Genomic DNA, 18,984 nt, shown 5'->3' on the forward strand with positions numbered 1-18,984 from the left:
CAGTGCAGCGGCGGATCGGGGCAAGGGTGATCGCGGTGGTGTCCGCGCTGGGACTGGCGGGCGTGCTCGCCGGCTGCGGCACCGGCGGTGGTTCGTCCGACGTGACGCTGAGGCTGGTCGCCGCCGACTACGGCGACAGCGCGGCCAACAGCTCCAGGAAGTACTGGGCCGGCCTGGTGGAGGACTACGAGGCCGCGCACCCCGGGGTGAAGGTCGAGGTCAGCGTCTATTCCTGGAACGACGTCGACCGCAAGGTCAAGGAGATGGTGGACGCCGGCGACCCGCCGGACCTGGCGCAGATCGGCGCCTACGCCGACTACGCGGCCGAGGGCCTGCTGTACAAGGCGGACGAACTGCTCTCCATACCCGTGCAGGCCGACCTGGTCTCCCAGCTGGCCACCGCGGGGCAGGTCAACGGCGTGCAGTACGGCATGCCGTTCGCGTCCTCCACGCGCCTGCTGTTCTACAACAAGGCGCTGTTCGCCGAGGCCGGCGTCACCCCGCCGCGCACCTGGGAAGGGCTCGCCACGGCCGCGCGGGCGCTGAAGGCGAAGGGCGTGAAGTACCCCTACGCGCTGCCGCTCGGCCCGGAGGAGGCGCAGGCCGAGACCATGCAGTGGCTGCTCAGCGGCAAGGGCGGCTACACCGACACGCTCGGCGGCTACGCCATCGACTCCGCGCAGAACGTCGAGACCTTCACCTGGCTGAAGGAGGAACTGGTCGACGAGGGCCTGACCGGTCCGGTAGCGCCCGGCAGGCTGGACCGGGCCGACGCGTTCGCGGCGTTCGCCGCCGGTGACGTCGGCATGCTCAACGGGCATCCCTCGCTGATGGGCATGGCGAAGAAGAAGGGCGTCGACTTCGGCATGGTGCCGACGCCGGGGGTCGACGGCGAGACCTCGTCCACGCTGGGCGTCGCCGACTGGATGATGGCCTTCAACGAGCACGGTCACCGCGACGCGATCGGCGACTTCCTCGACTTCGTCTACAGCGAGGAGAACGTGCTGGAGTTCTCCCGCGAGTACAACCTGCTGCCGGTCACCGCGTCCGCGTCCCAGGCGATGCAGGCGTCCGGCAAGGACAAGGACCTCGAGCCCTTCCTGGACCAGCTGCCGACCTCGGAGCTCTACCCGGTCGGTGCGACCTCCTGGGCGGCCGTCAACGCGGCGGTCAAGAAGCAGATCGGCCGGGCGGTCACCGCCGACGGCAGTCCCGCGGACGTGCTGGCCGGCCTCCAGGCGACGGCGACGCGCGCGGAGGACGCGGAGTAGCCGGGGCGCGGGGCGGCCGTTGTCGGTGGCCCGGGTTACCGTGCGGGCATGGACGAGGAAGGGCTGGGCCGCAGGGAACGGGACGTCCTCGCGCTGGAGCGCCGCGGGTTCACCGGCCCCGGCGCGAAGGAACGGGCGATACGCGAGGAGCTGGGCCTGGCCCCGGTGCGCTACTACCAGCTGCTCAACGCCCTCCTCGACGACCCCCGCGCCCTCGCCCACGACCCGGTCACGGTCAACCGCCTGCGCAGGGTCAGGGACGCCCGCCGGGCGGAGCGCTGAGCGGACCCGGCGGCCGGCCCAGGCGCGCCGCCAGCGCGTGCAGCAGACCCACGACGCCCTCGGGACCGGGGACGACCACGTCGGCGCGGTCGCGCAGTTCCCCGACCTCGTCGCTGCCGCTGCACACCAGCAGCCCGGGGACGCCGTCGGAGCGGAGCTTGTCCACGGCGGCGTAGGCCGGCAGATCACCCAGGTCGTCGCCGGCGTACAGGACGCAGCCGGCGCCGATCTCGCGGGCGTACTCCATGAGGGCGACGCCCTTGTCCATGCCCGGCGGACGCAGTTCCAGGACCATGCGGCCGGGCTCGACGACCAGACCGTGGCGGGTGGCGAGGTCGGTCAGGGGTTCGCGCAGCGCCTCGAAGGCGGCCTGGGGATCCTCCGCCCGGCGGGTGTGGACGGCCACCGCCCGGCCCTTCTCCTCGATCCACGTCCCGCGCCACGCCCCGACCCGGTCCAGCAGCCCCGGCAGCTCCGCGCGGGCGGAGGCGACCCCGGGATGCGGCGCGGGAGCGGTGACGGTGCCGCTGACCGCGTCCCAGCGCTCGGCGCCGTAGTGGCCGAGGACGACCAGGTGCTCGAGGCCGGGCACGCCCGCGAAGCCGCCGTAGCGCACCGCGACGCCGGGCGGGCGGCCGGTGACCACCGCCACGGCGGCCACCTTCGGCGCGAGCGCGGCGAGCGCCGGGACCGCGTCCGGGTGGGCGCGGGCCTGCTCGGGGTCGGGCACGATCGGTGCGAGCGTCCCGTCGAAGTCGAGGCCGATCAGTGCCCTTCCCGGCCGCGCGAGGAGCGCTTCCAGCCCCTCCCGCCCGGCCCGCGTCGCGGGCACCGGCAGGGTGTGCGTGGCCTTCGGGTCCGTGGAGTCCGTGTGGCTGCCCATACGCCCAACCTATCCACGCCCGCGCCCTCCCACGCATGGCGTGACCGGCCGTCCGGGGACGGCCGGGCTTCAGTCCCGCAACGCGTTCAGCTGGTCCAGGAACCACCGGCCCGGGGGCAGCGCGGTCGCCGCCTCGGCCAGGCGCTTGCTGCGGGAGACCCGTTCCTCGCGGCCCATGGTGAGGCCCTCGTGCAGGGCGTCCGCCGTCTCCAGGACGTCGTAGGGGTTGACGGGGATCGCGTCCTCGCCGAGCTCCTCGTACGCGCCGGCCTCCCGGGACAGCACCAGGGCGCAGCCCGCGTCGGAGACGACCGGGACCTCCTTGGCGACCAGGTTCATCCCGTCGCGCACGGGGTTGACCAGGGCCACGTCCGCCAGCCGGTAGGCGGCCAGGGAGCGGGCGAAGTCGTCCTCGAGGTGCAGCAGCACCGGCCGCCAGCCCGGCGTTCCGTACCGTTCGTTGATCTCCCCGGCGACCCGCTCCACCTCGGCCGTGTAGTCGCGGTACACGGCGAGGTCCTGCCGCGAGGGGTAGGCGAAGGCCACGTGCACGACGCGTTCGCGCCACTCGGGGCGGTCCTCCAGGAGCTGCCCGAAGGCGAGCAGGCCGCGCACGATGTTCTTGGACAGCTCGGTGCGGTCCACCCGCACCACGGTCCGGCGCGCCGTGCCGTCGGGTGCCGTGCCGATCTCGCGGCGCAGCGCGGTGATCCGCTCCTCGACGTCCGCCTCGTGGGACCGGGCGCGCAGGAAGTCCGCATCCGCCCCCAGCCCGTGCACGCCCACCCGCGTGTCGCCGAGCCCGCCCGCGAACTGCTCGCAGCACGCGGTGAACGCGTCCGCCCAGCGGCGGGTGAGGAAGCCGAGCCGGTCGGCGCCCAGCATGCCGCGCAGCACCTGGGCGGCGATGTCGCCGGGCAGCATGCGGAAGTACTCCGGCGGGGCCCACGGCGTGTGCGAGAAGTGACCGATGCGCAGGTCGGGGCGGAGGGCGCGGAGCATCCCCGGGACCAGGGTCAGGTGGTAGTCCTGCACCACCACCGCGGCGCCCTCGGCCGCCTCCTCGGCCAGCGCCTCGGCGAAGGCCCGGTTGTAGCTCTCGTACGACGCCCACTGCCGCCGGAACTCCGCGTCGAAGACGGGCTCCAGCGGGGTCTGGTAGAGCATGTGGTGCACGAACCACAGCACCGAGTTGGCGATGCCGTTGTACGCGTCGGCGTGCACGTCCGCGGGAATGTCCAGCATCCGCACGCCGTCCTCGCCGACCCCGCGCCGCACGGCCTCGCGGTCGCCGTCGGACAGCGCCGAGCACACCCACAGCGCCCCGGCGTCCGGCCCGATCGCCGACAGCCCGGAGACCAGCCCGCCGCCCCCGCGTTTGGCCCGCAGCGACCCGTCCCCGCCCACCGTGTACGAGACCGGCCCGCGGTTCGACGCGACCAGCACCTGAGCACCCTGAACTGCCTGAACAGCCTGCGTGGAAGCCATACGCCTCAACCTAGCCCCGCCCCGGAACGCTCAAACGTACGGATCGGCCGTATACGGCCGGACGCGTTCCCGGGCCCGCGGCGGCCACTTCGCGGCGCTTCCTCAGGCCACCCTGCGGGCCTGGTACTCCGCGATCTCCGCCATGGGCGGCCGCTCCTCGGTGTCCACCGAGTACGTACGCGGCTCGAACCCGTCGCCGGACCGCTCGAACTGGGTCAGCGCCGGGCGGATCAGGTGGCCGCGGGCCAGGCGCAGCTGGGCGGTGCGGTAGATCGCGGCGGCCATGCGGCCGAGGGCCTGGCCGTCCTGGTGGCGGTGCTTGCGCACGCCCACGTCGACCTGGGCCAGTGCGTCGAGGCCCACCAGGTGCAACGCGTCGACGAGCATGCCCAGCTCCACGCCGTAGCCGACCGGGAAGGGCAGCCGCTCCAGCAGGGAGCGGCGGGCCGCGTACTCGCCGCCGAGGGGCTGCACGAAGCCGGCGAGCTGCGGCCAGTGCATGTTCAGCAGGGGCCGCGCCATCAGTTCGGTGACCCGGCCGCCCTGCCCGGCGGCGGCCGTGCCGGAGGCGGGTCCGCCGGTCACCGTGAGGGGACGGTCGTACATGGCCTTCACCAGGGCCACGTCCGGCTCGGTGAGCAGCGGCCCGACGATGCCGGAGACGAAGTCGGAGGAGAACTCGCGCAGGTCGGCGTCTATGAAGCAGACGATGTCGCCCCGGGTCACCAGCAGCGAGCGCCACAGCACCTCGCCCTTGCCCGGCACGGCCGGGACGCGCGGCAGGATCGCGTCCCGGTGCACCACGGTCGCGCCCGCCGCGGCGGCCACCTCGGCCGTGCGGTCGGTCGACCCGGAGTCCACGACCACGATCTCGTCGACCAGCGGCACCTGGAGCACCAGGTCGTGCCGGACGACCGCGACGATGTCGCCGACCGTCTCCTCCTCGTTGAGCGCGGGCAGCACCACGCTCACCGTCTGCCCGGTGGCGCGCTTGGCGGCCAGGATCCGGTGCATCGGACGGTCGGCCACGGACCAGGAGCGTTCGATCAGCCAGCGCTCGACTTCTTCCAGCACCTTCCGCTGCTCCTCACCTGTGTGATCCATCTCGCGGTTCGGACGACTATCTCAACTGTCCTGGCCTTCGGTTACAGTCTTGAGCAACGCGGATGACCATTGCACGTCGGGGGCCGCGACCCAGCGTCCGCCAGAAACACCAGCGGAAACACAACCGAATACAGCTCATCCAGAGGGGCAGAGGGACACGGCCCGATGAAGCCCCGGCAACCCTCCAGCCGGTTCTCGTAGCCGATCACCGCGACAGCGGCGGTCGCTCCAGCGAGGCTCCCGGCTAGGGAAGGTGCCAAATCCGTCTCACGGCGAGATGCGTCGTGAGGAAGATGAGGAGAAAGGGCCTCGCCTCACATGGCTGTGCAGACTGTTGCAAGCACCACCGATTCCCCCGCCGGCTCCGTCGACCTGGGCCCCGCCGCAGCGCTCTCCTGTCGCGAATGCGGCCACCGCGTCCCCCTCGGTCCGGTCTTCGCGTGCGAGGAGTGTTTCGGCCCGCTGGAGATCGCCTACGACTTCTCGGCCCACGACACCGAGGAGCTCCGCAAGCGCATCGAGGCGGGCCCCGCGAACATCTGGCGCTACGCGCCCCTGCTGCCCGTCCCCGCCGACGTGGCGACCAAGCCGAACCTCAACCCGGGCTGGACCGAGCTGGTGCAGGCCGACAACCTCGCCCGTGAGCTCGGCGTCGAGCCCGGCAGGCTCTTCGTCAAGGACGACTCCGGCAACCCGACGCACTCCTTCAAGGACCGCGTCGTCGCCCAGGCCATCGAGGCCGCCCGCGCCTTCGGTTTCACCACCCTGTCCTGCTCCTCCACCGGCAACCTGGCCGGCGCCGTCGGTGCCGCCGCCGCCCGGGCCGGCTTCCGCTCCTGCGTGTTCATCCCGCACGACCTGGAGCAGGGCAAGGTCGTCATGGCCGCCGTGTACGGCGGTGAGCTCGTCGGCATCGAGGGCAACTACGACGACGTGAACCGCTTCTGCTCCGAGCTGATCGGCGACCCGGCCGGCGAGGGCTGGGGGTTCGTCAACGTCAACCTGCGGCCGTACTACGCGGAGGGCTCCAAGACCCTCGCGTACGAGATCTGCGAGCAGCTCGGCTGGCGGCTGCCCGACCAGATCGTCGTCCCGATCGCCTCCGGCTCGCAGCTGACCAAGATCGACAAGGGTCTCCGGGAGCTGATCGAGCTGGGTCTGGTCGAGGACCGGCCGTACAAGATCTTCGGCGCGCAGGCCGAGGGGTGCTCTCCGGTCTCCGCCGCGTACAAGGCGGGGCACGACGTGGTCCGGCCGCAGAAGCCGAACACCATCGCCAAGTCGCTGGCCATCGGCAACCCGGCGGACGGGCCGTACGTGCTGGACATCGCCCGCCGCACCGGCGGCGCCGTGGAGGACGTGACGGACGAGCAGGTCGTCGACGCGATCAAGCTGCTGGCCCGTACGGAGGGCATCTTCGCCGAGACGGCGGGTGGCGTGACGGTCGGCGTGACCCGCAAGCTGATCGAGAACGGTGTCCTCGACCCGGCGCTGACGACGGTCGTGCTCAACACGGGCGACGGCCTGAAGACCCTCGACGCGGTGGCCGGCACCGGTCCGACCGCCACCATCCGCCCCACCCTGGACTCCTTCCGAGAGGCTGGCCTCGCATGAGCGTGACCGTTCGCATCCCCACCATCCTGCGCACCTACACCGGCGGGCAGGCCGAGGTGAGCGCCGAGGGCGCCACCCTCGCCGAGGTCATCGAGGACCTGGAGAAGAACCACACCGGGATCGCCGCCCGCGTCCTCGACGACCAGGGCAGGCTGCGCCGGTTCGTCAACGTCTACGTCAACGACGACGACGTGCGCTTCGAGCAGGGCCTGCAGACGGCCACCCCGGAGGGGGCCGGCGTGTCGATCATCCCGGCCGTCGCCGGCGGCTGATCATTACCTTCGGTAACCACGATTACCGAGTGTTCATCGAATTGCCCCCTCCGTAAGAGAAGCGGAGGGGGCAATTCCATTGGATTGAGCGCGGTAGAGTTGGGGAACGCGCTCCTGATCCACTGATCGGGAACCCTGAATTCCTGCCGCAGACCCGACAAGATGTAGCCAAAGTGTGGGCCCCTTTCGCGGCTTTTGTGCCCTTTGCGTAGCCCGACTTGCCCTGAATTCAGGTGAATTGTCGCCACATTCCGGACCGGTGTCGTCCAGAATTCTCGTCCGATTGACCTGTTGCAGACGGCAGTTGGACAGATACATTCAGCCGCGGTCGACGCGTTCCGGCGCACGCCCCCAACCGTGGGGGGTGAGGTCTGACCCGGGTCCGCGAAGTGTGGATCTGTGCAAGGGCCAGTAATAGGGGAGTTAGGCATGGCTCAGGGCACCGTCAAGTGGTTCAACGCGGAGAAGGGGTACGGCTTCATCGCGGTCGACGGTGGTGCGGATGTTTTCGTCCACTACAGCGCGATCCAGATGGACGGCTACCGCACCCTGGAAGAGGGCCAGCGGGTCGAGTTCGAGATCTCGCAGGGCCAGAAGGGCCCGCAGGCCGACATGGTTCGCGTCACCGCCTGAACGCGCTACCAGCCGCACGCATCTTCTGCTGACGAAGGGCTCGCACCTCCCGGGGTGCGAGCCCTTCGCCGTGCCCGGGACCTGCGCGGCGACGCGGCGCGCACCTTGTTCGCGCGCGGCTGAGCGCCCCCGCCGAACCCCGGAGGCGCTTGCACTCGCATGGGCAGAGTGCTAATCATTGGCGTTAGCACTCTGAAGGTGAGAGTGACAACGTAAGGACCGGGTCGGTGAGGCCACGGGCCGGGTGGGGCAAGGAACCCCCGGCCGGGGCCGTCCGTCGCGGGCGCGGGCGCGGTCCGAAGTAATCACCCCCAGTCCTGGAGGGACCACTTCACATGGCCAAGATCATCGCGTTCGACGAGGAGGCGCGGCGCGGCCTCGAGCGCGGCATGAACCAGCTCGCGGACGCCGTGAAGGTGACGCTCGGCCCCAAGGGCCGCAACGTCGTCCTCGAGAAGAAGTGGGGCGCGCCCACGATCACCAACGACGGTGTGTCCATCGCCAAGGAGATCGAGCTCGAGGACCCGTACGAGAAGATCGGCGCCGAGCTGGTTAAGGAAGTCGCCAAGAAGACGGACGACGTCGCCGGTGACGGTACGACCACCGCGACCGTCCTCGCCCAGGCGCTCGTGCGCGAGGGTCTGCGCAACGTGGCCGCCGGTGCCAACCCGATGGCCCTGAAGCGCGGTATCGAGAAGGCCGTCGAGGCCGTCTCCGCCGCCCTGCTGGAGCAGGCGAAGGACGTCGAGACCAAGGAGCAGATCGCTTCCACGGCCTCCATCTCCGCCGCCGACACCCAGATCGGCGAGCTCATCGCCGAGGCCATGGACAAGGTCGGCAAGGAAGGCGTCATCACCGTCGAGGAGTCCCAGACCTTCGGTCTGGAGCTGGAGCTCACCGAGGGTATGCGCTTCGACAAGGGCTACATCTCGGCGTACTTCGCGACCGACATGGAGCGTATGGAGGCCGTCCTCGACGACCCGTACATCCTGATCGCGAACTCCAAGATCTCCTCCGTCAAGGACCTGCTCCCGCTTCTGGAGAAGGTCATGCAGTCGGGCAAGCCGCTGCTGATCATCGCCGAGGACGTCGAGGGCGAGGCCCTGTCGACCCTGGTCGTCAACAAGATCCGCGGCACCTTCAAGTCCGTCGCCGTCAAGGCCCCGGGCTTCGGCGACCGCCGCAAGGCCATGCTCGGCGACATCGCCATCCTCACGGGCGGCGAGGTCATCTCCGAGGAGGTCGGTCTCAAGCTGGAGAACGCCACTCTCGACCTGCTGGGCAAGGCCCGCAAGGTGGTCATCACCAAGGACGAGACCACCATCGTCGACGGTGCCGGCTCGGCCGACCAGGTCGCGGGCCGTGTGAACCAGATCCGCGCCGAGATCGAGAACAGCGACTCGGACTACGACCGCGAGAAGCTCCAGGAGCGCCTGGCGAAGCTCGCCGGCGGCGTCGCGGTCATCAAGGCCGGTGCCGCCACCGAGGTGGAGCTCAAGGAGCGCAAGCACCGCATCGAGGATGCCGTGCGCAACGCCAAGGCGGCCGTCGAGGAGGGCATCGTCGCCGGTGGTGGCGTGGCCCTGCTCCAGGCCTCCCAGGTGTTCGAGAAGCTGGAGCTCGAGGGTGACGAGGCGACCGGTGCCGCCGCGGTGAAGCTGGCCCTGGAGGCCCCGCTGAAGCAGATCGCCGTGAACGCCGGCCTCGAGGGCGGTGTCGTGGTGGAGAAGGTGCGCAACCTGACCCCGGGCCACGGCCTGAACGCCGCGACCGGCGAGTACGTCGACCTGGTCAAGGAAGGCATCATCGACCCGGCGAAGGTGACCCGTTCCGCGCTGCAGAACGCCGCCTCCATCGCCGCGCTGTTCCTCACCACCGAGGCCGTCATCGCCGACAAGCCGGAGAAGACCGCGGCCCCGGCCGGCGGCGGCATGCCGGGCGGTGACATGGACTTCTGATCCCCCGCGGATCGGACCCGTCCTTACCGGTACCGAGGGCGGCACTCCCTGGACGACAGGGGGTGCCGCCCTCGGGCGTGTCCGCGCACCGTCCAGGGGCGTGCGCGGGATCACACGCGAGCGGGGCGGAGCCGGGGAATGACCCCGTGGCCCGGGTGGGTTGGCGCTGGTAGGTTGCATGCGCATGCACATACTGACCGGTATTCCCATGATGTGAGGAGTCCCCCCGTGACCGTCACCGCCTCCGAGTCCACCGCCCGAGCCGCCGAGATCCTCTCCCGGCCCGTCACCCTCAACGGGCTGACCGTCCCCAACCGCATCGCCATGGCCCCGATGACCCGCATGTTCTCCCCGGGCGGAGTCCCCGGTGAGGACGTGCGCTCGTACTACTCCCGCCGGGCCGCCGCGGGCGTCGGACTGATCGTCACCGAGGGCACCTACGTGGGGCACGAGTCCGCCGGGCAGAGCGACCGCGTCCCGCGTTTCCACGGCGAGGAGCAGCTCGCCGGCTGGGCGGGGGTCGCCGAGGCGGTGCACGCCGCGGGCGGCCGGATCGTGCCGCAGCTGTGGCACATCGGCATGGTCCGCAAGCACGGGCAGGCGCCGTTCCCCGAGGCCCCCGCCCTCGGCCCGTCGGGGGTGCGCACCGACGGCACCGAGGGCACGGGCCGCGCGATGACGCAGGCCGACATCGACGCCGTGGTCGCCGCGTTCGCCCAGGCCGCCGCGGACGCCGAACGCATCGGCTTCGACGGGGTGGAGCTGCACGGGGCGCACGGCTACCTCATCGACCAGTTCCTGTGGGCCCGCACCAACCGCCGCACGGACGCGTACGGCGGCGACCCGGTGGCGCGGACGCGGTTCGCCGCGGAGATCGTCGCGGCGGTGCGCGAGCGGGTCTCGCCGGAGTTCCCCGTGATCTTCCGCTACTCGCAGTGGAAGCAGGACGCCTATGACGCCCGCCTGGCCGAGACCCCGCAGGAGCTGGAGGCCCTCCTGGCCCCCGTCGCGGCGGCCGGCGTCGACGCCTTCCACGCCTCGACGCGCCGCTACTGGCAGCCTGAGTTCGACGGCTCCGACCTGAACCTGGCCGGCTGGACCAGGAAGCTCACCGGCAAGCCCGCCATCGGTGTCGGTTCGGTCGGCCTCGACGGCGACTTCATCAAGGCGTTCCAGGGCGAGGGCGCCCCGCTCGGCAGCCTCGACAACCTCCTCGACCGCATGGAGCGTGACGAGTTCGACATGGTGGCGGTGGGCCGCGCCCTGCTCCAGGACCCGCAGTGGGCTGCCAAGGTCCTGTCCGGCCGCACGGACGAGCTCGCGCCCTACGACGCCGCGGCGGTGAAGACGCTGAGCTGAGCCGGCCGGCGCACCCGCCTAGAGGTTGCCCATGGGCTCGATGTCCACCCTGACCGGCGTGCCCCACACCCGCAGCACCTCGTAGTCGGTGAACTCGTGCACGATCCGGTAGGCCATGGCCGGCCGGGGCCCACGCCGCTGCGCCGCGATGTACAGCTCCGCCTCGCGGCGGTCGCGGCGCGGGGTGCCGCACAGCTGCCAGGACTGGCCGTTCCACAGCTCCGGCAGCCAGCGCTGCTGGGGCTGCGGCCGGTCGCCGCGCACCCCGTAGCGGGACGGCGCGGGTTCGGCCGGCGGGGGCGCGGGCGCGGGACCGTTGAACTCGGCGCGGCGGGCGGCACGGCGCCGGGTCTCGCACAGCAGGCACAGGTCCGGCGCGCTCTCGTCGACCGGCCCGGTGGGGTGCTCGGGACACCGGGTACTGGGCGCGGCCGTGGTGATGCCGGCCTCCAGCAGATCGAGCGCCCGCCGCAGATCGGCCCGCACCTCGTGCAGCCGGGCGTCGGGGGTGTCGGCGGACAGCGCCTCGCCGTGCTCGCCGAGCAGTCGGAGGGCGCGGCCTAGGGCGGTGAGCTGGGCGTGGTTCATCGGTGTCCATGAGGTCTGTGCGCTGACAGGTGCAGTATCCCAGCACCCGGGGTGGGTGCGGGTGCCGTCGCCTCCCCTCGTCCCGGTCCGGACGACAGGCCCTACCGGCCCAGCGCCGCGCGCAGGTGGCCGTTCGCGTCGTCCAGGAGGCGGGCGGCCGTGGGGCCGTCGACATCGGCGAGCAGGACCAGGATCGCGTTCTTGACCTCGCCGCCCGCGGCGGTCAGGGCCCGTTCCACGGCGTCGTCGTCGGCTCCGGTCGCGAGGGCGACGATGCGCCGGGAGCGGGCGCGCAGCTTCTCGTTGGAGGCGCGGACGTCGACCATCAGGTTCCCGTAGGTCTTGCCCAGCCGGATCATGGTGATCGTCGACAGCATGTTGAGGACGAGTTTCTGCGCCGTGCCGGCCTTGAGGCGGGTGGAGCCGGTGAGCAGCTCCGGGCCCACGACGACCTCGATGGCGTGGTCGGCCGCCGCCGCGAGCGCGCTGCCCGCGTTGCAGGCGAGACCCACGGTGAGGGCGCCGCGCTCCCGGGCACAGGTCACGGCGCCGACCGCGTACGGCGTGCGGCCGGAGGCGGAGATGCCGACCACCGTGTCGTCGGCGGTCAGCTCCAGTGCCTTCAGGTCGGACTCGGCCAGCTCGCGGGAGTCCTCGGCGCCCTCGACCGACCCCGCCAGCGCCTCGTGCCCGCCCGCGATGAGGCCGACGACCTGGCCGGGGGCGGTGTTGAAGGTCGGCGGGCACTCGGAGGCGTCCAGGACGCCCAGCCGGCCGGCGGTGCCCGCGCCCGCGTAGACCAGCCGGCCGCCGCGGGCCATCCGGGCGGCCACGGCGTCGACGGCGGCGGCGATCTCCGGCAGCCGCTGGGCCACGGCACCGGCCACGGTGGCGTCCTCGCCGTTCATCAGCCGGGCGATGTCGAGGGTGGGCAGCCGGTCGACGTCGGCCAGCTCCGGCCGGAACGCCTCGGTGGTCAGGGTCTCCAACTCGGCGCGGAGATCACGGGGTTCGGACGTGTGGTTCATGGAACTGGTTCTCTCCGGTCCTTTCCTACCGCGAACCGCTGCGGTGCCGGTGGGCCAGCGCCTCGTACGACGCCGCGAGCGCAGGCGCCGCCGACTCGTAGGTCCGCTGGGCGACCCCCACGAACAGGCAGTCCACCACCAGCAGTTGGCTGGTGCGGGACGACATCGCGGCCGGGCGCAGCTCGCTCTCGCGGGCCGTGGACGTGGTCAGCACGTGGTCGGCGTACTGGGTGACGGGGCCGTCCGGGCGGCCGGTGACCGCCACGGTGGTGGCCCCGTGCTCGAAGGCCACCCGCAGCGGCTCGATGACGTCCCCGGTCGATCCGGAGTGGGTGATGGCGATCGCCACGTCGCCCGCGCGCAGCTGCACCGCGTTGGTCACCGCGAGGTGCGGGTCGCTGTGGGCGTGGGCCACGAGCCCGATGCGCAGCAGCTTCTGGGTGAGGTCCTGGGCGACCAGCCCCGACGCGCCGACCCCGTAGACGTCGGTCCGGCGGGCGGCGGCCAGGGCGGCGACGGCCGCCCCGAGCTGCACGGTGTCCAGGCCGGCCGCGGTGTCGGCGAGGGTCTGCTGCTCGTCGTGGGCCAGCTTCGCCACCACGTCGGCCATCGGGTCGTCGACCGCGATGTCGGTCGTGATGGCGGGTGCCCGGCCGGACTGCTGCTGGGCGGCGAGACCGGCCAGGGCCAGCCGCAGATCGCGGTAGCCGGGGTAGCCGAGCAGGCGGGCGGTGCGTACGACGGTGGCCTCGCTGGTGCCGGTGAGTTCGGCGAGACCGGTGACCGTGAGGGCCGCGCAGCCGGCCGGGTCGGCCGCGACCGCCTCGGCGACCCGCTGCATGGAACGGGTCATCGACGGGGCCAGGGTGCGCACCTTGGCCGCGAGGGCGGCGGGAGCGGGCGCGGTGGCCGGGGCGCCGGGGCCGCGCTGGCTCGCGAAAATTTCCTTCACGTCCTGGGTCACTCGTGAAAGATATTTTCGGATCGGTGGTGCGGTCAAGAGTGCGCACAATGGGGACATGGACCCCCACCACTCGTCCCCCGCCCCCGTCGGTCCGCTGGAACTGGCCCTGCACGCGGCCCGCGCCCTCGTGCTCGCCGATCTGGTCGCGCGCGACGTCGCGGAGGCCGACGTGGTGTCGCTGGTCGAGGAGTCCGTCGCCCAGCGGCGCTGGTGGGTCCACCAGTGGCCGGACGGCGCGGAGTTCCTGGCCGGTCTGATCGCCCAGGACGTCCAGGACGCCCTCCTCGACCGGTACGGCCGCTGGCCGCTGTGCCCCGTGTGCGGGTCCGGTGACCCGCATGCGCTGGACGTCGAGCCGGAACTCGGCCCCGATCCGCACTGGGTGTGCCACAAGGCGGGCGTGAAGGTCGCCGCCGTCGGGGCGCTGGGCAGGGCGACGGGCGGGGCGGCCACCTCGTGACCGTGTACATCGACCCGCCCACCTGGCCCGGACACGGCCGGTTGTGGTCCCACCTCGTCAGCGACGTGTCCTACGACGAACTCCACGCCTTCGCCGACCGCTTGGGCGTGCCCCGCCGCGCCTTCGAACGCGACCACTACGACATCCCCGCCCGGCGGTACGCGGACGCGGTGCGCGCCGGGGCGGTGGAGGTCAGCAGCCGCGAGGTGGTGCGGCTGCTGCACGGGGCGGGGCTGCGGCGGCGCAAGCGGTCGGCTCAGCCGCGCAGTTCGTAGGCGAACTCGTCCCCGTCCCAGGGGATCCGCGTGAACCCGGCGCGGGTGACGACGCGCTGGGAGGGCGTGTTCTCCCGCGCCACGACGGCGGCGACGGTCTTCACGCCGTCCCGCGCCAGTGCCCAGGCCGACAGGGTGCGCAGCGCCTCGGTGGCGTAGCCGAGGCCGCGGGCTCCCTCGACGAGGTCGTAGCCGATCTCCACCCGGCCGTCGGCGTCCGGGGCGCCGTGGAAGCCCATCGCGCCGACGGCGCGGTCGTCCTCGTCGCGCACCAGCACGTACATGGTCCACTCCGGTTGGAAGGCGCCCTCCTCGTACTGCTTGTGCATGATCCCGGCGCCCTCGCGCGTGCCCTCGGCCGGTTCGCCCCCGACCCACTCGAACCCGCCGCCCCCGCCCAGCGACAGATCGGCGGCGACGGCGGGGGTGACCCCCTCCAGGCTGAGCCGTTCGGAGCGGAGCACCGGGTTGTTGCTCCAGCGCCAGGCGGTGACCGGCTCGCGGTCCGGCAGGTCCCCGCGGCCGGTGGCCCACAGCAGCGTGCGCCACGGGCTGGGGCCGGGCCGGACGTGCGGGAAGATCCGGGTCAGGACGAAGGAGCAGAGCTCGGCGGGCGGTTCGTGGGGGATGCCCAGGCCCTCGGCGATGTCGTGGGTGTGCAGCAGCACCTCGGCCACGCCCATCGCGGCGAAGCCCTCGCGGTTCGCGTGCCGGAAGGGGTACGGGTGGAAGGCGCGGACCGCGCGCGGGGTGGTGCGGACCGCGGCGGCGAGCAGGGCGGCGGTCGTGCCGATCACGCGCAGCGCGCCCGCGTTGTCGGTGCCCTCCTCCAGGGCGATCTCGAAGGGCGCGTAGCCGTCGGCCTCCCGCCCGGCCAGTTGCCCCGCGTACCCGATGAGGGCCTCGGCGATGTGCAGGGCCGTCTCCCGGCAGCTCCACTCCAGCCGCCCGGCCCGCACCCCCGCCCAGTCCCGGTCGGTGACCGCCCCCAGCACCCCCACGCAGTCCGCGACGGCTTCCTCCACCTGTTCCGCTCCCAAGGCATGCATGGGGGAAGGCTAGGAGGGCGGCACCGCCGGGGTCGACAGCATTTCCAGTTCGCCGCGGATGTTGTAGCGGGCGGTGGCCTCCCAGTGCTCCTGCCCGTAGGGGGTCCGGAACAGGCGGGGCAGGGAGAGGAGCCGGTGCAGGACCGCGGCGCGGCCGTCGCGGAAGGCGTCGCCGGGCACGAAGTGGTACTCCTCGCGGACGGCGGCGGCGTACGCGGCGTACGTCGACGGGGGCGAGCCGAGGATCGCCAGGTCCGCGTCGCACAGCACCTGGCCGTCGGGGTCGTCGTCGGCGGGGTCGTGGCCGACGGTCAGCCGCACCAGCCGCGCCACCTCCGCGACCTTGCCCTGCGGGACGCCGGCCTCGTGCAGCGCCCGCTCCGCGAGCCGCGCCGACCGCTCCTCGTTCTCGGACCGGTCGGGCAGGTACACGGCGTCGTGGAACCAGGCGGCGAGCCGGACGACGTCCGGGTCGGCGGCGTACCGGGCCAGCTCGTCGACGTGGTCGAGGACGGCGGTGAGGTGCGTGAGCGTGTGGTACCGCCGCTGCGGCTCCTGCCAGCGGGCGAGCAGGTTGTCGGCGTACGCCCCGGGGTCGGGACCGCCCCCGGGGCCCCGGGCGCCCTCCAGGGCACGGGCGAAACGGGCACGCAGGGCTTCGGTGTCGGCCATGCGGCCATTGTTCCGGGTACGTGCCCGTTCCGGGGCGCGGAGGGAGCTTCTCGGGCAGCGAGTCCCGCGTCGCGAGGGAACGGAGCGCGCGGAGGGCGGCCTCCAGGGCGTCGATCAGGTGTTTGGGGCCGCTCGCGCCTGCGCGCTCCGGTCGGGGGAGCAACTTCCGGAATTATTTGCGTATCCGTAGCCGGCGGTCCCCGGATGGTTGCGCTCGGGGGGCGCCCGTAAGTTCCTGCCACCGACGCGACGAGCGCTTGCCACGGGGATCCACCGGGGCCGCGCTCGGCAACCCGGTCGTGCCGTCCGCGCCCCCCACCAGGCCGTCACCTCCCCTTGCTCCGCATTCCGTGCGGCCTGACGCGGACGACCCGCATTGTCATGAGCAGAACGAACTGTCGGCACCGTGCGATCGGTGCCGGCCCGCGAAAGGCAAACCCCACTGTGAGTTCCAGACGCCTACGCACATCCCTGCTGGCCGTGACGACGGCCGCGCTCCTCGGCGCGGGAATGACGCCGGTCGTCGCGGCGCCGGGTGACCGGCCCGCGCCGGCCGCCGACGGGGCCGGATCGAAGGCCGCCGCCGAGGCGCCCGTCGAGCGCCTCATCGTCGGATACGAGAAGAAGGCCGCCGAGGCGAAGTCCGACGCCGAGGCCAAGGAGGACGCCAGGGCCAAGGGCAGGAAGGCCGGCGAGACCCTCTCCTTCGAACGCCGGCTGGGCACCGGCGCCGCGCTCGTCGACCTCGGCGACGAGCTGAAGGGCGGCTCCCTCCAGGACGTCATCGACGCCTTCGAGGCCGACCCGGACGTCGCGTACGTCGACCGGGACACCCGCATGTACGCGATGGCCGGCCCCAACGACACGTCCTACTCCAGCCAGTGGGACCTGTTCGAGGCGACCGCGGGCATGAACGTGGAGAACGCCTGGACGGGCGGCGCCACCGGACGGGGCGTCAACGTCGCCGTCATCGACACCGGTTACGTCTACCACTCCGACCTCGACGCCAACGTCGTCGCCGGGTACGACTTCATATCCGACGCGTGGGCCGCACGGGACGGCGGCGGCCGGGACAGCAACCCCCGGGACGAGGGCGACTGGACGCTCGAGAACGAGTGCTACTCCGGTTCCCGGGCGAGCAACTCCTCCTGGCACGGCACGCACGTCGCCGGCACCGTCTCCGCCGTCACGAACAACGGCAAGGGCGTCGCCGGTGTCGCGTACAACGCGAAGGTGCAGCCGGTGCGCGTCCTCGGCCGCTGCGGCGGCAGCACCGCCGACATCGCCGACGCCATCGTGTGGGCGTCCGGCGGCTCCGTCCCCGGCGTGCCCGCCAACCCCACGCCGGCCGACGTCATCAACCTCAGCCTCGGCGGCTCCGGTACCTGCCAGACCGTCACGCAGAACGCCATCAACGGCGCCGTGGGCCGCGGCACGACCGTCGTCGTCGCCGCCGGCAACTCCAACACCAACACCTCCGGCTTCACCCCGGCCAACTGCGGCAACGTCGTCACCGTCGCCGCGAGCGACCGCGAGGGCAACCGCGCGAGCTACTCCAACTACGGCTCGATCGTCGACATCACCGCCCCCGGCGGCGAGACCGCGGTCAGCGCGGCCAACGGCATCCTCTCCACCCTGAACAGCAGCACCACCACGCCCGGTTCCGAGACCTACCGGGCCTACCAGGGCACCAGCATGGCCACGCCGCACATCGCCGGCCTCGCCGCGCTGATGTACGAGAAGAACGCGGCCGTCACCCCGGCCCAGGTCGAGTCCCTGATCAAGAACAACGCCCGCACCCTGCCCGGCACCTGCAGCGGCGGCTGCGGCTACGGCCTCGCGGACGCCGCGCGCACCCTGAGCGCGATGGGCGGCGGCACCACGCCGGACCCGGACCCCACCGGGCAGGTCTTCACCAACTCCGACAACTGGTCCATCCCGGACGGCGACGGCCGCTACGTCTACTCGAACATCAATGTGACCGGGATCAGCGGCTACGCCCCCTCCGACCTCAAGGTCTCGGTGGACATCAAGCACACCTACCGCGGTGACCTGAAGATCGAGCTGGTCGCGCCGAACGGCACCGTCCGCCTGCTGAAGAGCGCCAGCGCCTCCGACAGCGCCGACAACGTCCTGACCACGTACACGGTCAACGCCTCCTCCTCGCAGGCGTCCGGCACCTGGCAGCTGCGGGTGACCGACGTCTACTCGGGCGACACCGGTTACATCGACTCCTGGAGCCTGACCTTCTGACGGGGTGCTGCCACAGCGCTCCAGGTGATGAGGGGGGCCCGCCGACGCCGAGAGGCCGTCGGCGGGCCCCCCGCCGCACTAGCGTGGCGTCCATGACGACTCCTGCGGATGTGCACCACGTACGAGACCCCGAGCTGCCCGGGCGTCTGCTGACCGTCGAGCGGGACGCGCTGATCCCGCTGCTGCGGGCACGGAACGACGCCGACTTCACGCTGCCGGTCGCCGCCTGTCCGGGCTGGACGGTGCGCGACGTGCTGGCCCACTGCTCGGCCGCGTTCACACGGGTCCTGGAGAACCGTTTCGAGCGGGGGGTGTTCTCCCCCGAGTCCAACGACCGGGACATCGCCGACCGGGCCGGGTGGGAGAACCAGCGCGTCGTCGACGAGCTGGAGCGCGGCATGACCGGTGCCGGGCCGGTCATCGCGAGGGCGGGCGGGGTGCTGGACGTCCTCGCGCTGGGCGAGTGGGTGCACGGCGGCGACGTGCGCGAGGCCCTCGGGGAACGGGGCGCCTACACGGGCGAGGGCCTGCCGTACGCGCTCACCCTGCTCGCCCACGTCACCCGCGAGCGCGGCCACCTCCCCCTGCACGCCGACCTCGACGACGCCGACGAGCCCCTGCGCCTGGGCGACCCCACGGGCGAACGCCCGCCGGCCCGCTACATCGGCAGCGGGGCGACCCTCGTACGGCTCTACGCGGGACGCCCGCTGGACGGGGCGGTCTACGAGCTGGCGGGGGTCGAGGCGGGGGAGCTGAACATCTTCGACGAGTGAGCCGCGGGACCGGACGGCGGCCGCGGGGGTGGGCCGGGGACCTCGGACGGCGGACGTG

At 72.4% G+C, this 18,984-nt stretch carries 19 protein-coding genes and 1 riboswitch; of the genes, 11 read left to right on the forward strand and 8 right to left on the reverse strand.

Translation table 11 applies throughout. The features are described from left to right. Nucleotides 1–2 precede the first annotated feature (2 nt). Together ACFYOV_RS20100 and ACFYOV_RS20105 are read left to right on the forward strand one after the other, a co-directional pair. Nucleotides 3–1,271, forward strand: a complete 1,269-nt coding sequence (locus ACFYOV_RS20100; RefSeq protein WP_389089655.1) for an extracellular solute-binding protein — start codon at nt 3–5, stop codon at nt 1,269–1,271. Between the two features lie 48 nt (nt 1,272–1,319). Beyond that, nucleotides 1,320–1,553 carry a DUF3263 domain-containing protein gene (locus tag ACFYOV_RS20105; protein ID WP_389089417.1) on the forward strand — a complete coding sequence of 78 codons (234 nt, stop codon included), beginning with the start codon at nt 1,320–1,322 and terminating at the stop codon, nt 1,551–1,553. Here ACFYOV_RS20105 and otsB read toward each other — a convergent pair. The 3 genes from otsB to ACFYOV_RS20120 all read right to left on the reverse strand — a co-directional run bounded on the left by otsB (nt 1,525) and on the right by ACFYOV_RS20120 (nt 4,998). Continuing rightward, the gene (gene otsB / locus ACFYOV_RS20110; protein ID WP_389089418.1) at nt 1,525–2,436 is read right to left on the reverse strand and encodes a trehalose-phosphatase; all 912 of its coding nucleotides are present in this window, start codon (nt 2,434–2,436) and stop codon (nt 1,525–1,527) included. The two genes, ACFYOV_RS20105 and otsB, sit on opposite strands and share 29 nt — an antisense overlap. Before the next feature lie 69 nt (nt 2,437–2,505). Further along, complete coding sequence (locus tag ACFYOV_RS20115; RefSeq protein WP_389089420.1) at nt 2,506–3,924, reverse strand: trehalose-6-phosphate synthase; 1,419 nt, start codon at nt 3,922–3,924, stop codon at nt 2,506–2,508. A 102-nt stretch (nt 3,925–4,026) separates the two neighbouring features. Then, nucleotides 4,027–4,998 (reverse strand): glucosyl-3-phosphoglycerate synthase, encoded by a 972-nt coding sequence (locus ACFYOV_RS20120; RefSeq protein WP_389089657.1) that lies wholly within the window; start codon nt 4,996–4,998, stop codon nt 4,027–4,029. A 162-nt stretch (nt 4,999–5,160) separates the two neighbouring features. After that, nucleotides 5,161–5,328: riboswitch (SAM riboswitch) on the forward strand. Between the two features lie 18 nt (nt 5,329–5,346). Between ACFYOV_RS20120 and thrC the strand changes: the two genes are divergently transcribed. The 5 genes from thrC (at nt 5,347) to ACFYOV_RS20145 (ending at nt 10,864) form a co-directional block, all read left to right on the forward strand. Next, nucleotides 5,347–6,642 (forward strand): threonine synthase, encoded by a 1,296-nt coding sequence (gene thrC, locus ACFYOV_RS20125; protein WP_389089421.1) that lies wholly within the window; start codon nt 5,347–5,349, stop codon nt 6,640–6,642. Beyond that, the gene (locus tag ACFYOV_RS20130; RefSeq protein WP_389089423.1) at nt 6,639–6,914 is read left to right on the forward strand and encodes a MoaD/ThiS family protein; all 276 of its coding nucleotides are present in this window, start codon (nt 6,639–6,641) and stop codon (nt 6,912–6,914) included. The genes thrC and ACFYOV_RS20130 overlap by 4 nt, the downstream gene beginning before the upstream one ends. Nucleotides 6,915–7,343: 429 nt before the next feature. Continuing rightward, on the forward strand, nt 7,344–7,547 hold the full coding sequence (locus ACFYOV_RS20135; RefSeq protein WP_004986573.1) for a cold-shock protein: 204 nt from the start codon (nt 7,344–7,346) through the stop codon (nt 7,545–7,547). A 335-nt stretch (nt 7,548–7,882) separates the two neighbouring features. After that, nucleotides 7,883–9,505 carry a chaperonin GroEL gene (gene groL, locus ACFYOV_RS20140; protein WP_389089424.1) on the forward strand — a complete coding sequence of 541 codons (1,623 nt, stop codon included), beginning with the start codon at nt 7,883–7,885 and terminating at the stop codon, nt 9,503–9,505. 228 nt (nt 9,506–9,733) lie between these two features. Beyond that, entirely contained in the window at nt 9,734–10,864 is a 1,131-nt protein-coding gene (locus tag ACFYOV_RS20145; protein ID WP_389089426.1) for an NADH:flavin oxidoreductase, read from the forward strand. 18 nt (nt 10,865–10,882) lie between these two features. Here ACFYOV_RS20145 and ACFYOV_RS20150 read toward each other — a convergent pair whose 3' ends face one another. The 3 genes from ACFYOV_RS20150 to ACFYOV_RS20160 all read right to left on the reverse strand — a co-directional run bounded on the left by ACFYOV_RS20150 (nt 10,883) and on the right by ACFYOV_RS20160 (nt 13,444). After that, the gene (locus ACFYOV_RS20150; protein WP_389089427.1) at nt 10,883–11,452 is read right to left on the reverse strand and encodes a hypothetical protein; all 570 of its coding nucleotides are present in this window, start codon (nt 11,450–11,452) and stop codon (nt 10,883–10,885) included. 101 nt (nt 11,453–11,553) lie between these two features. Continuing rightward, on the reverse strand, nt 11,554–12,480 hold the full coding sequence (gene murQ / locus ACFYOV_RS20155) for an N-acetylmuramic acid 6-phosphate etherase (RefSeq protein WP_389089429.1): 927 nt from the start codon (nt 12,478–12,480) through the stop codon (nt 11,554–11,556). Between the two features lie 25 nt (nt 12,481–12,505). After that, nucleotides 12,506–13,444: a MurR/RpiR family transcriptional regulator gene (locus ACFYOV_RS20160; RefSeq protein ID WP_389089430.1), complete on the reverse strand. Its 939-nt coding sequence runs from the start codon at nt 13,442–13,444 to the stop codon at nt 12,506–12,508. Between the two features lie 55 nt (nt 13,445–13,499). Between ACFYOV_RS20160 and ACFYOV_RS20165 the strand changes: the two genes are divergently transcribed. Both ACFYOV_RS20165 and ACFYOV_RS20170 read left to right on the forward strand, forming a co-directional pair. Next, nucleotides 13,500–13,904, forward strand: a complete 405-nt coding sequence (locus tag ACFYOV_RS20165) for a hypothetical protein (protein ID WP_389089432.1) — start codon at nt 13,500–13,502, stop codon at nt 13,902–13,904. Further along, nucleotides 13,901–14,179 carry a DUF4031 domain-containing protein gene (locus ACFYOV_RS20170; protein WP_389089433.1) on the forward strand — a complete coding sequence of 93 codons (279 nt, stop codon included), beginning with the start codon at nt 13,901–13,903 and terminating at the stop codon, nt 14,177–14,179. Before ACFYOV_RS20165 ends, ACFYOV_RS20170 begins: the two co-directional genes overlap by 4 nt. Here ACFYOV_RS20170 and ACFYOV_RS20175 read toward each other — a convergent pair. Together ACFYOV_RS20175 and ACFYOV_RS20180 are read right to left on the reverse strand one after the other, a co-directional pair. Beyond that, a complete protein-coding gene (locus tag ACFYOV_RS20175; RefSeq protein WP_389089658.1) occupies nt 14,161–15,204 on the reverse strand; it encodes a GNAT family N-acetyltransferase in 1,044 nt (347 codons plus the stop codon). The two genes, ACFYOV_RS20170 and ACFYOV_RS20175, sit on opposite strands and share 19 nt — an antisense overlap. A 33-nt stretch (nt 15,205–15,237) precedes the next feature. Beyond that, complete coding sequence (locus tag ACFYOV_RS20180; RefSeq protein ID WP_389089434.1) at nt 15,238–15,900, reverse strand: HD domain-containing protein; 663 nt, start codon at nt 15,898–15,900, stop codon at nt 15,238–15,240. Nucleotides 15,901–16,410: 510 nt separating this feature from the next. Here ACFYOV_RS20180 and ACFYOV_RS20185 point away from each other — a divergent pair. After that, nucleotides 16,411–18,153: a S8 family serine peptidase gene (locus ACFYOV_RS20185; RefSeq protein WP_389089660.1), complete on the forward strand. Its 1,743-nt coding sequence runs from the start codon at nt 16,411–16,413 to the stop codon at nt 18,151–18,153. Between the two features lie 92 nt (nt 18,154–18,245). Further along, nucleotides 18,246–18,926, forward strand: coding sequence for a maleylpyruvate isomerase family mycothiol-dependent enzyme (locus ACFYOV_RS20190; RefSeq protein ID WP_389089436.1), 681 nt, complete (start codon nt 18,246–18,248; stop codon nt 18,924–18,926). Nucleotides 18,927–18,984 lie beyond the last annotated feature (58 nt).

This window comes from Streptomyces sp. NPDC005931 (genome assembly GCF_042871235.1).
Taxonomy (GTDB): domain Bacteria; phylum Actinomycetota; class Actinomycetes; order Streptomycetales; family Streptomycetaceae; genus Streptomyces.

Excerpts from the sequence above, each read along its gene's own strand:
- ACFYOV_RS20105 (WP_389089417.1), top strand. The coding sequence starts at position 1,320 with ATGGACGAGGAAGGGCTGGGCCGCAGGGAACGGGACGTCCTCGCGCTG.
- otsB (WP_389089418.1), bottom strand. The coding sequence starts at position 2,436 with ATGGGCAGCCACACGGACTCCACGGACCCGAAGGCCACGCACACCCTG.
- ACFYOV_RS20115 (WP_389089420.1), bottom strand. The coding sequence starts at position 3,924 with ATGGCTTCCACGCAGGCTGTTCAGGCAGTTCAGGGTGCTCAGGTGCTG.
- thrC (WP_389089421.1), top strand. The coding sequence starts at position 5,347 with ATGGCTGTGCAGACTGTTGCAAGCACCACCGATTCCCCCGCCGGCTCC.
- ACFYOV_RS20130 (WP_389089423.1), top strand. The coding sequence starts at position 6,639 with ATGAGCGTGACCGTTCGCATCCCCACCATCCTGCGCACCTACACCGGC.
- ACFYOV_RS20135 (WP_004986573.1), top strand. The coding sequence starts at position 7,344 with ATGGCTCAGGGCACCGTCAAGTGGTTCAACGCGGAGAAGGGGTACGGC.
- groL (WP_389089424.1), top strand. The coding sequence starts at position 7,883 with ATGGCCAAGATCATCGCGTTCGACGAGGAGGCGCGGCGCGGCCTCGAG.
- ACFYOV_RS20150 (WP_389089427.1), bottom strand. The coding sequence starts at position 11,452 with ATGAACCACGCCCAGCTCACCGCCCTAGGCCGCGCCCTCCGACTGCTC.
- murQ (WP_389089429.1), bottom strand. The coding sequence starts at position 12,480 with ATGAACCACACGTCCGAACCCCGTGATCTCCGCGCCGAGTTGGAGACC.
- ACFYOV_RS20165 (WP_389089432.1), top strand. The coding sequence starts at position 13,500 with ATGGACCCCCACCACTCGTCCCCCGCCCCCGTCGGTCCGCTGGAACTG.
- ACFYOV_RS20180 (WP_389089434.1), bottom strand. The coding sequence starts at position 15,900 with ATGGCCGACACCGAAGCCCTGCGTGCCCGTTTCGCCCGTGCCCTGGAG.
- ACFYOV_RS20185 (WP_389089660.1), top strand. The coding sequence starts at position 16,411 with ATGACGCCGGTCGTCGCGGCGCCGGGTGACCGGCCCGCGCCGGCCGCC.
- ACFYOV_RS20190 (WP_389089436.1), top strand. The coding sequence starts at position 18,246 with ATGACGACTCCTGCGGATGTGCACCACGTACGAGACCCCGAGCTGCCC.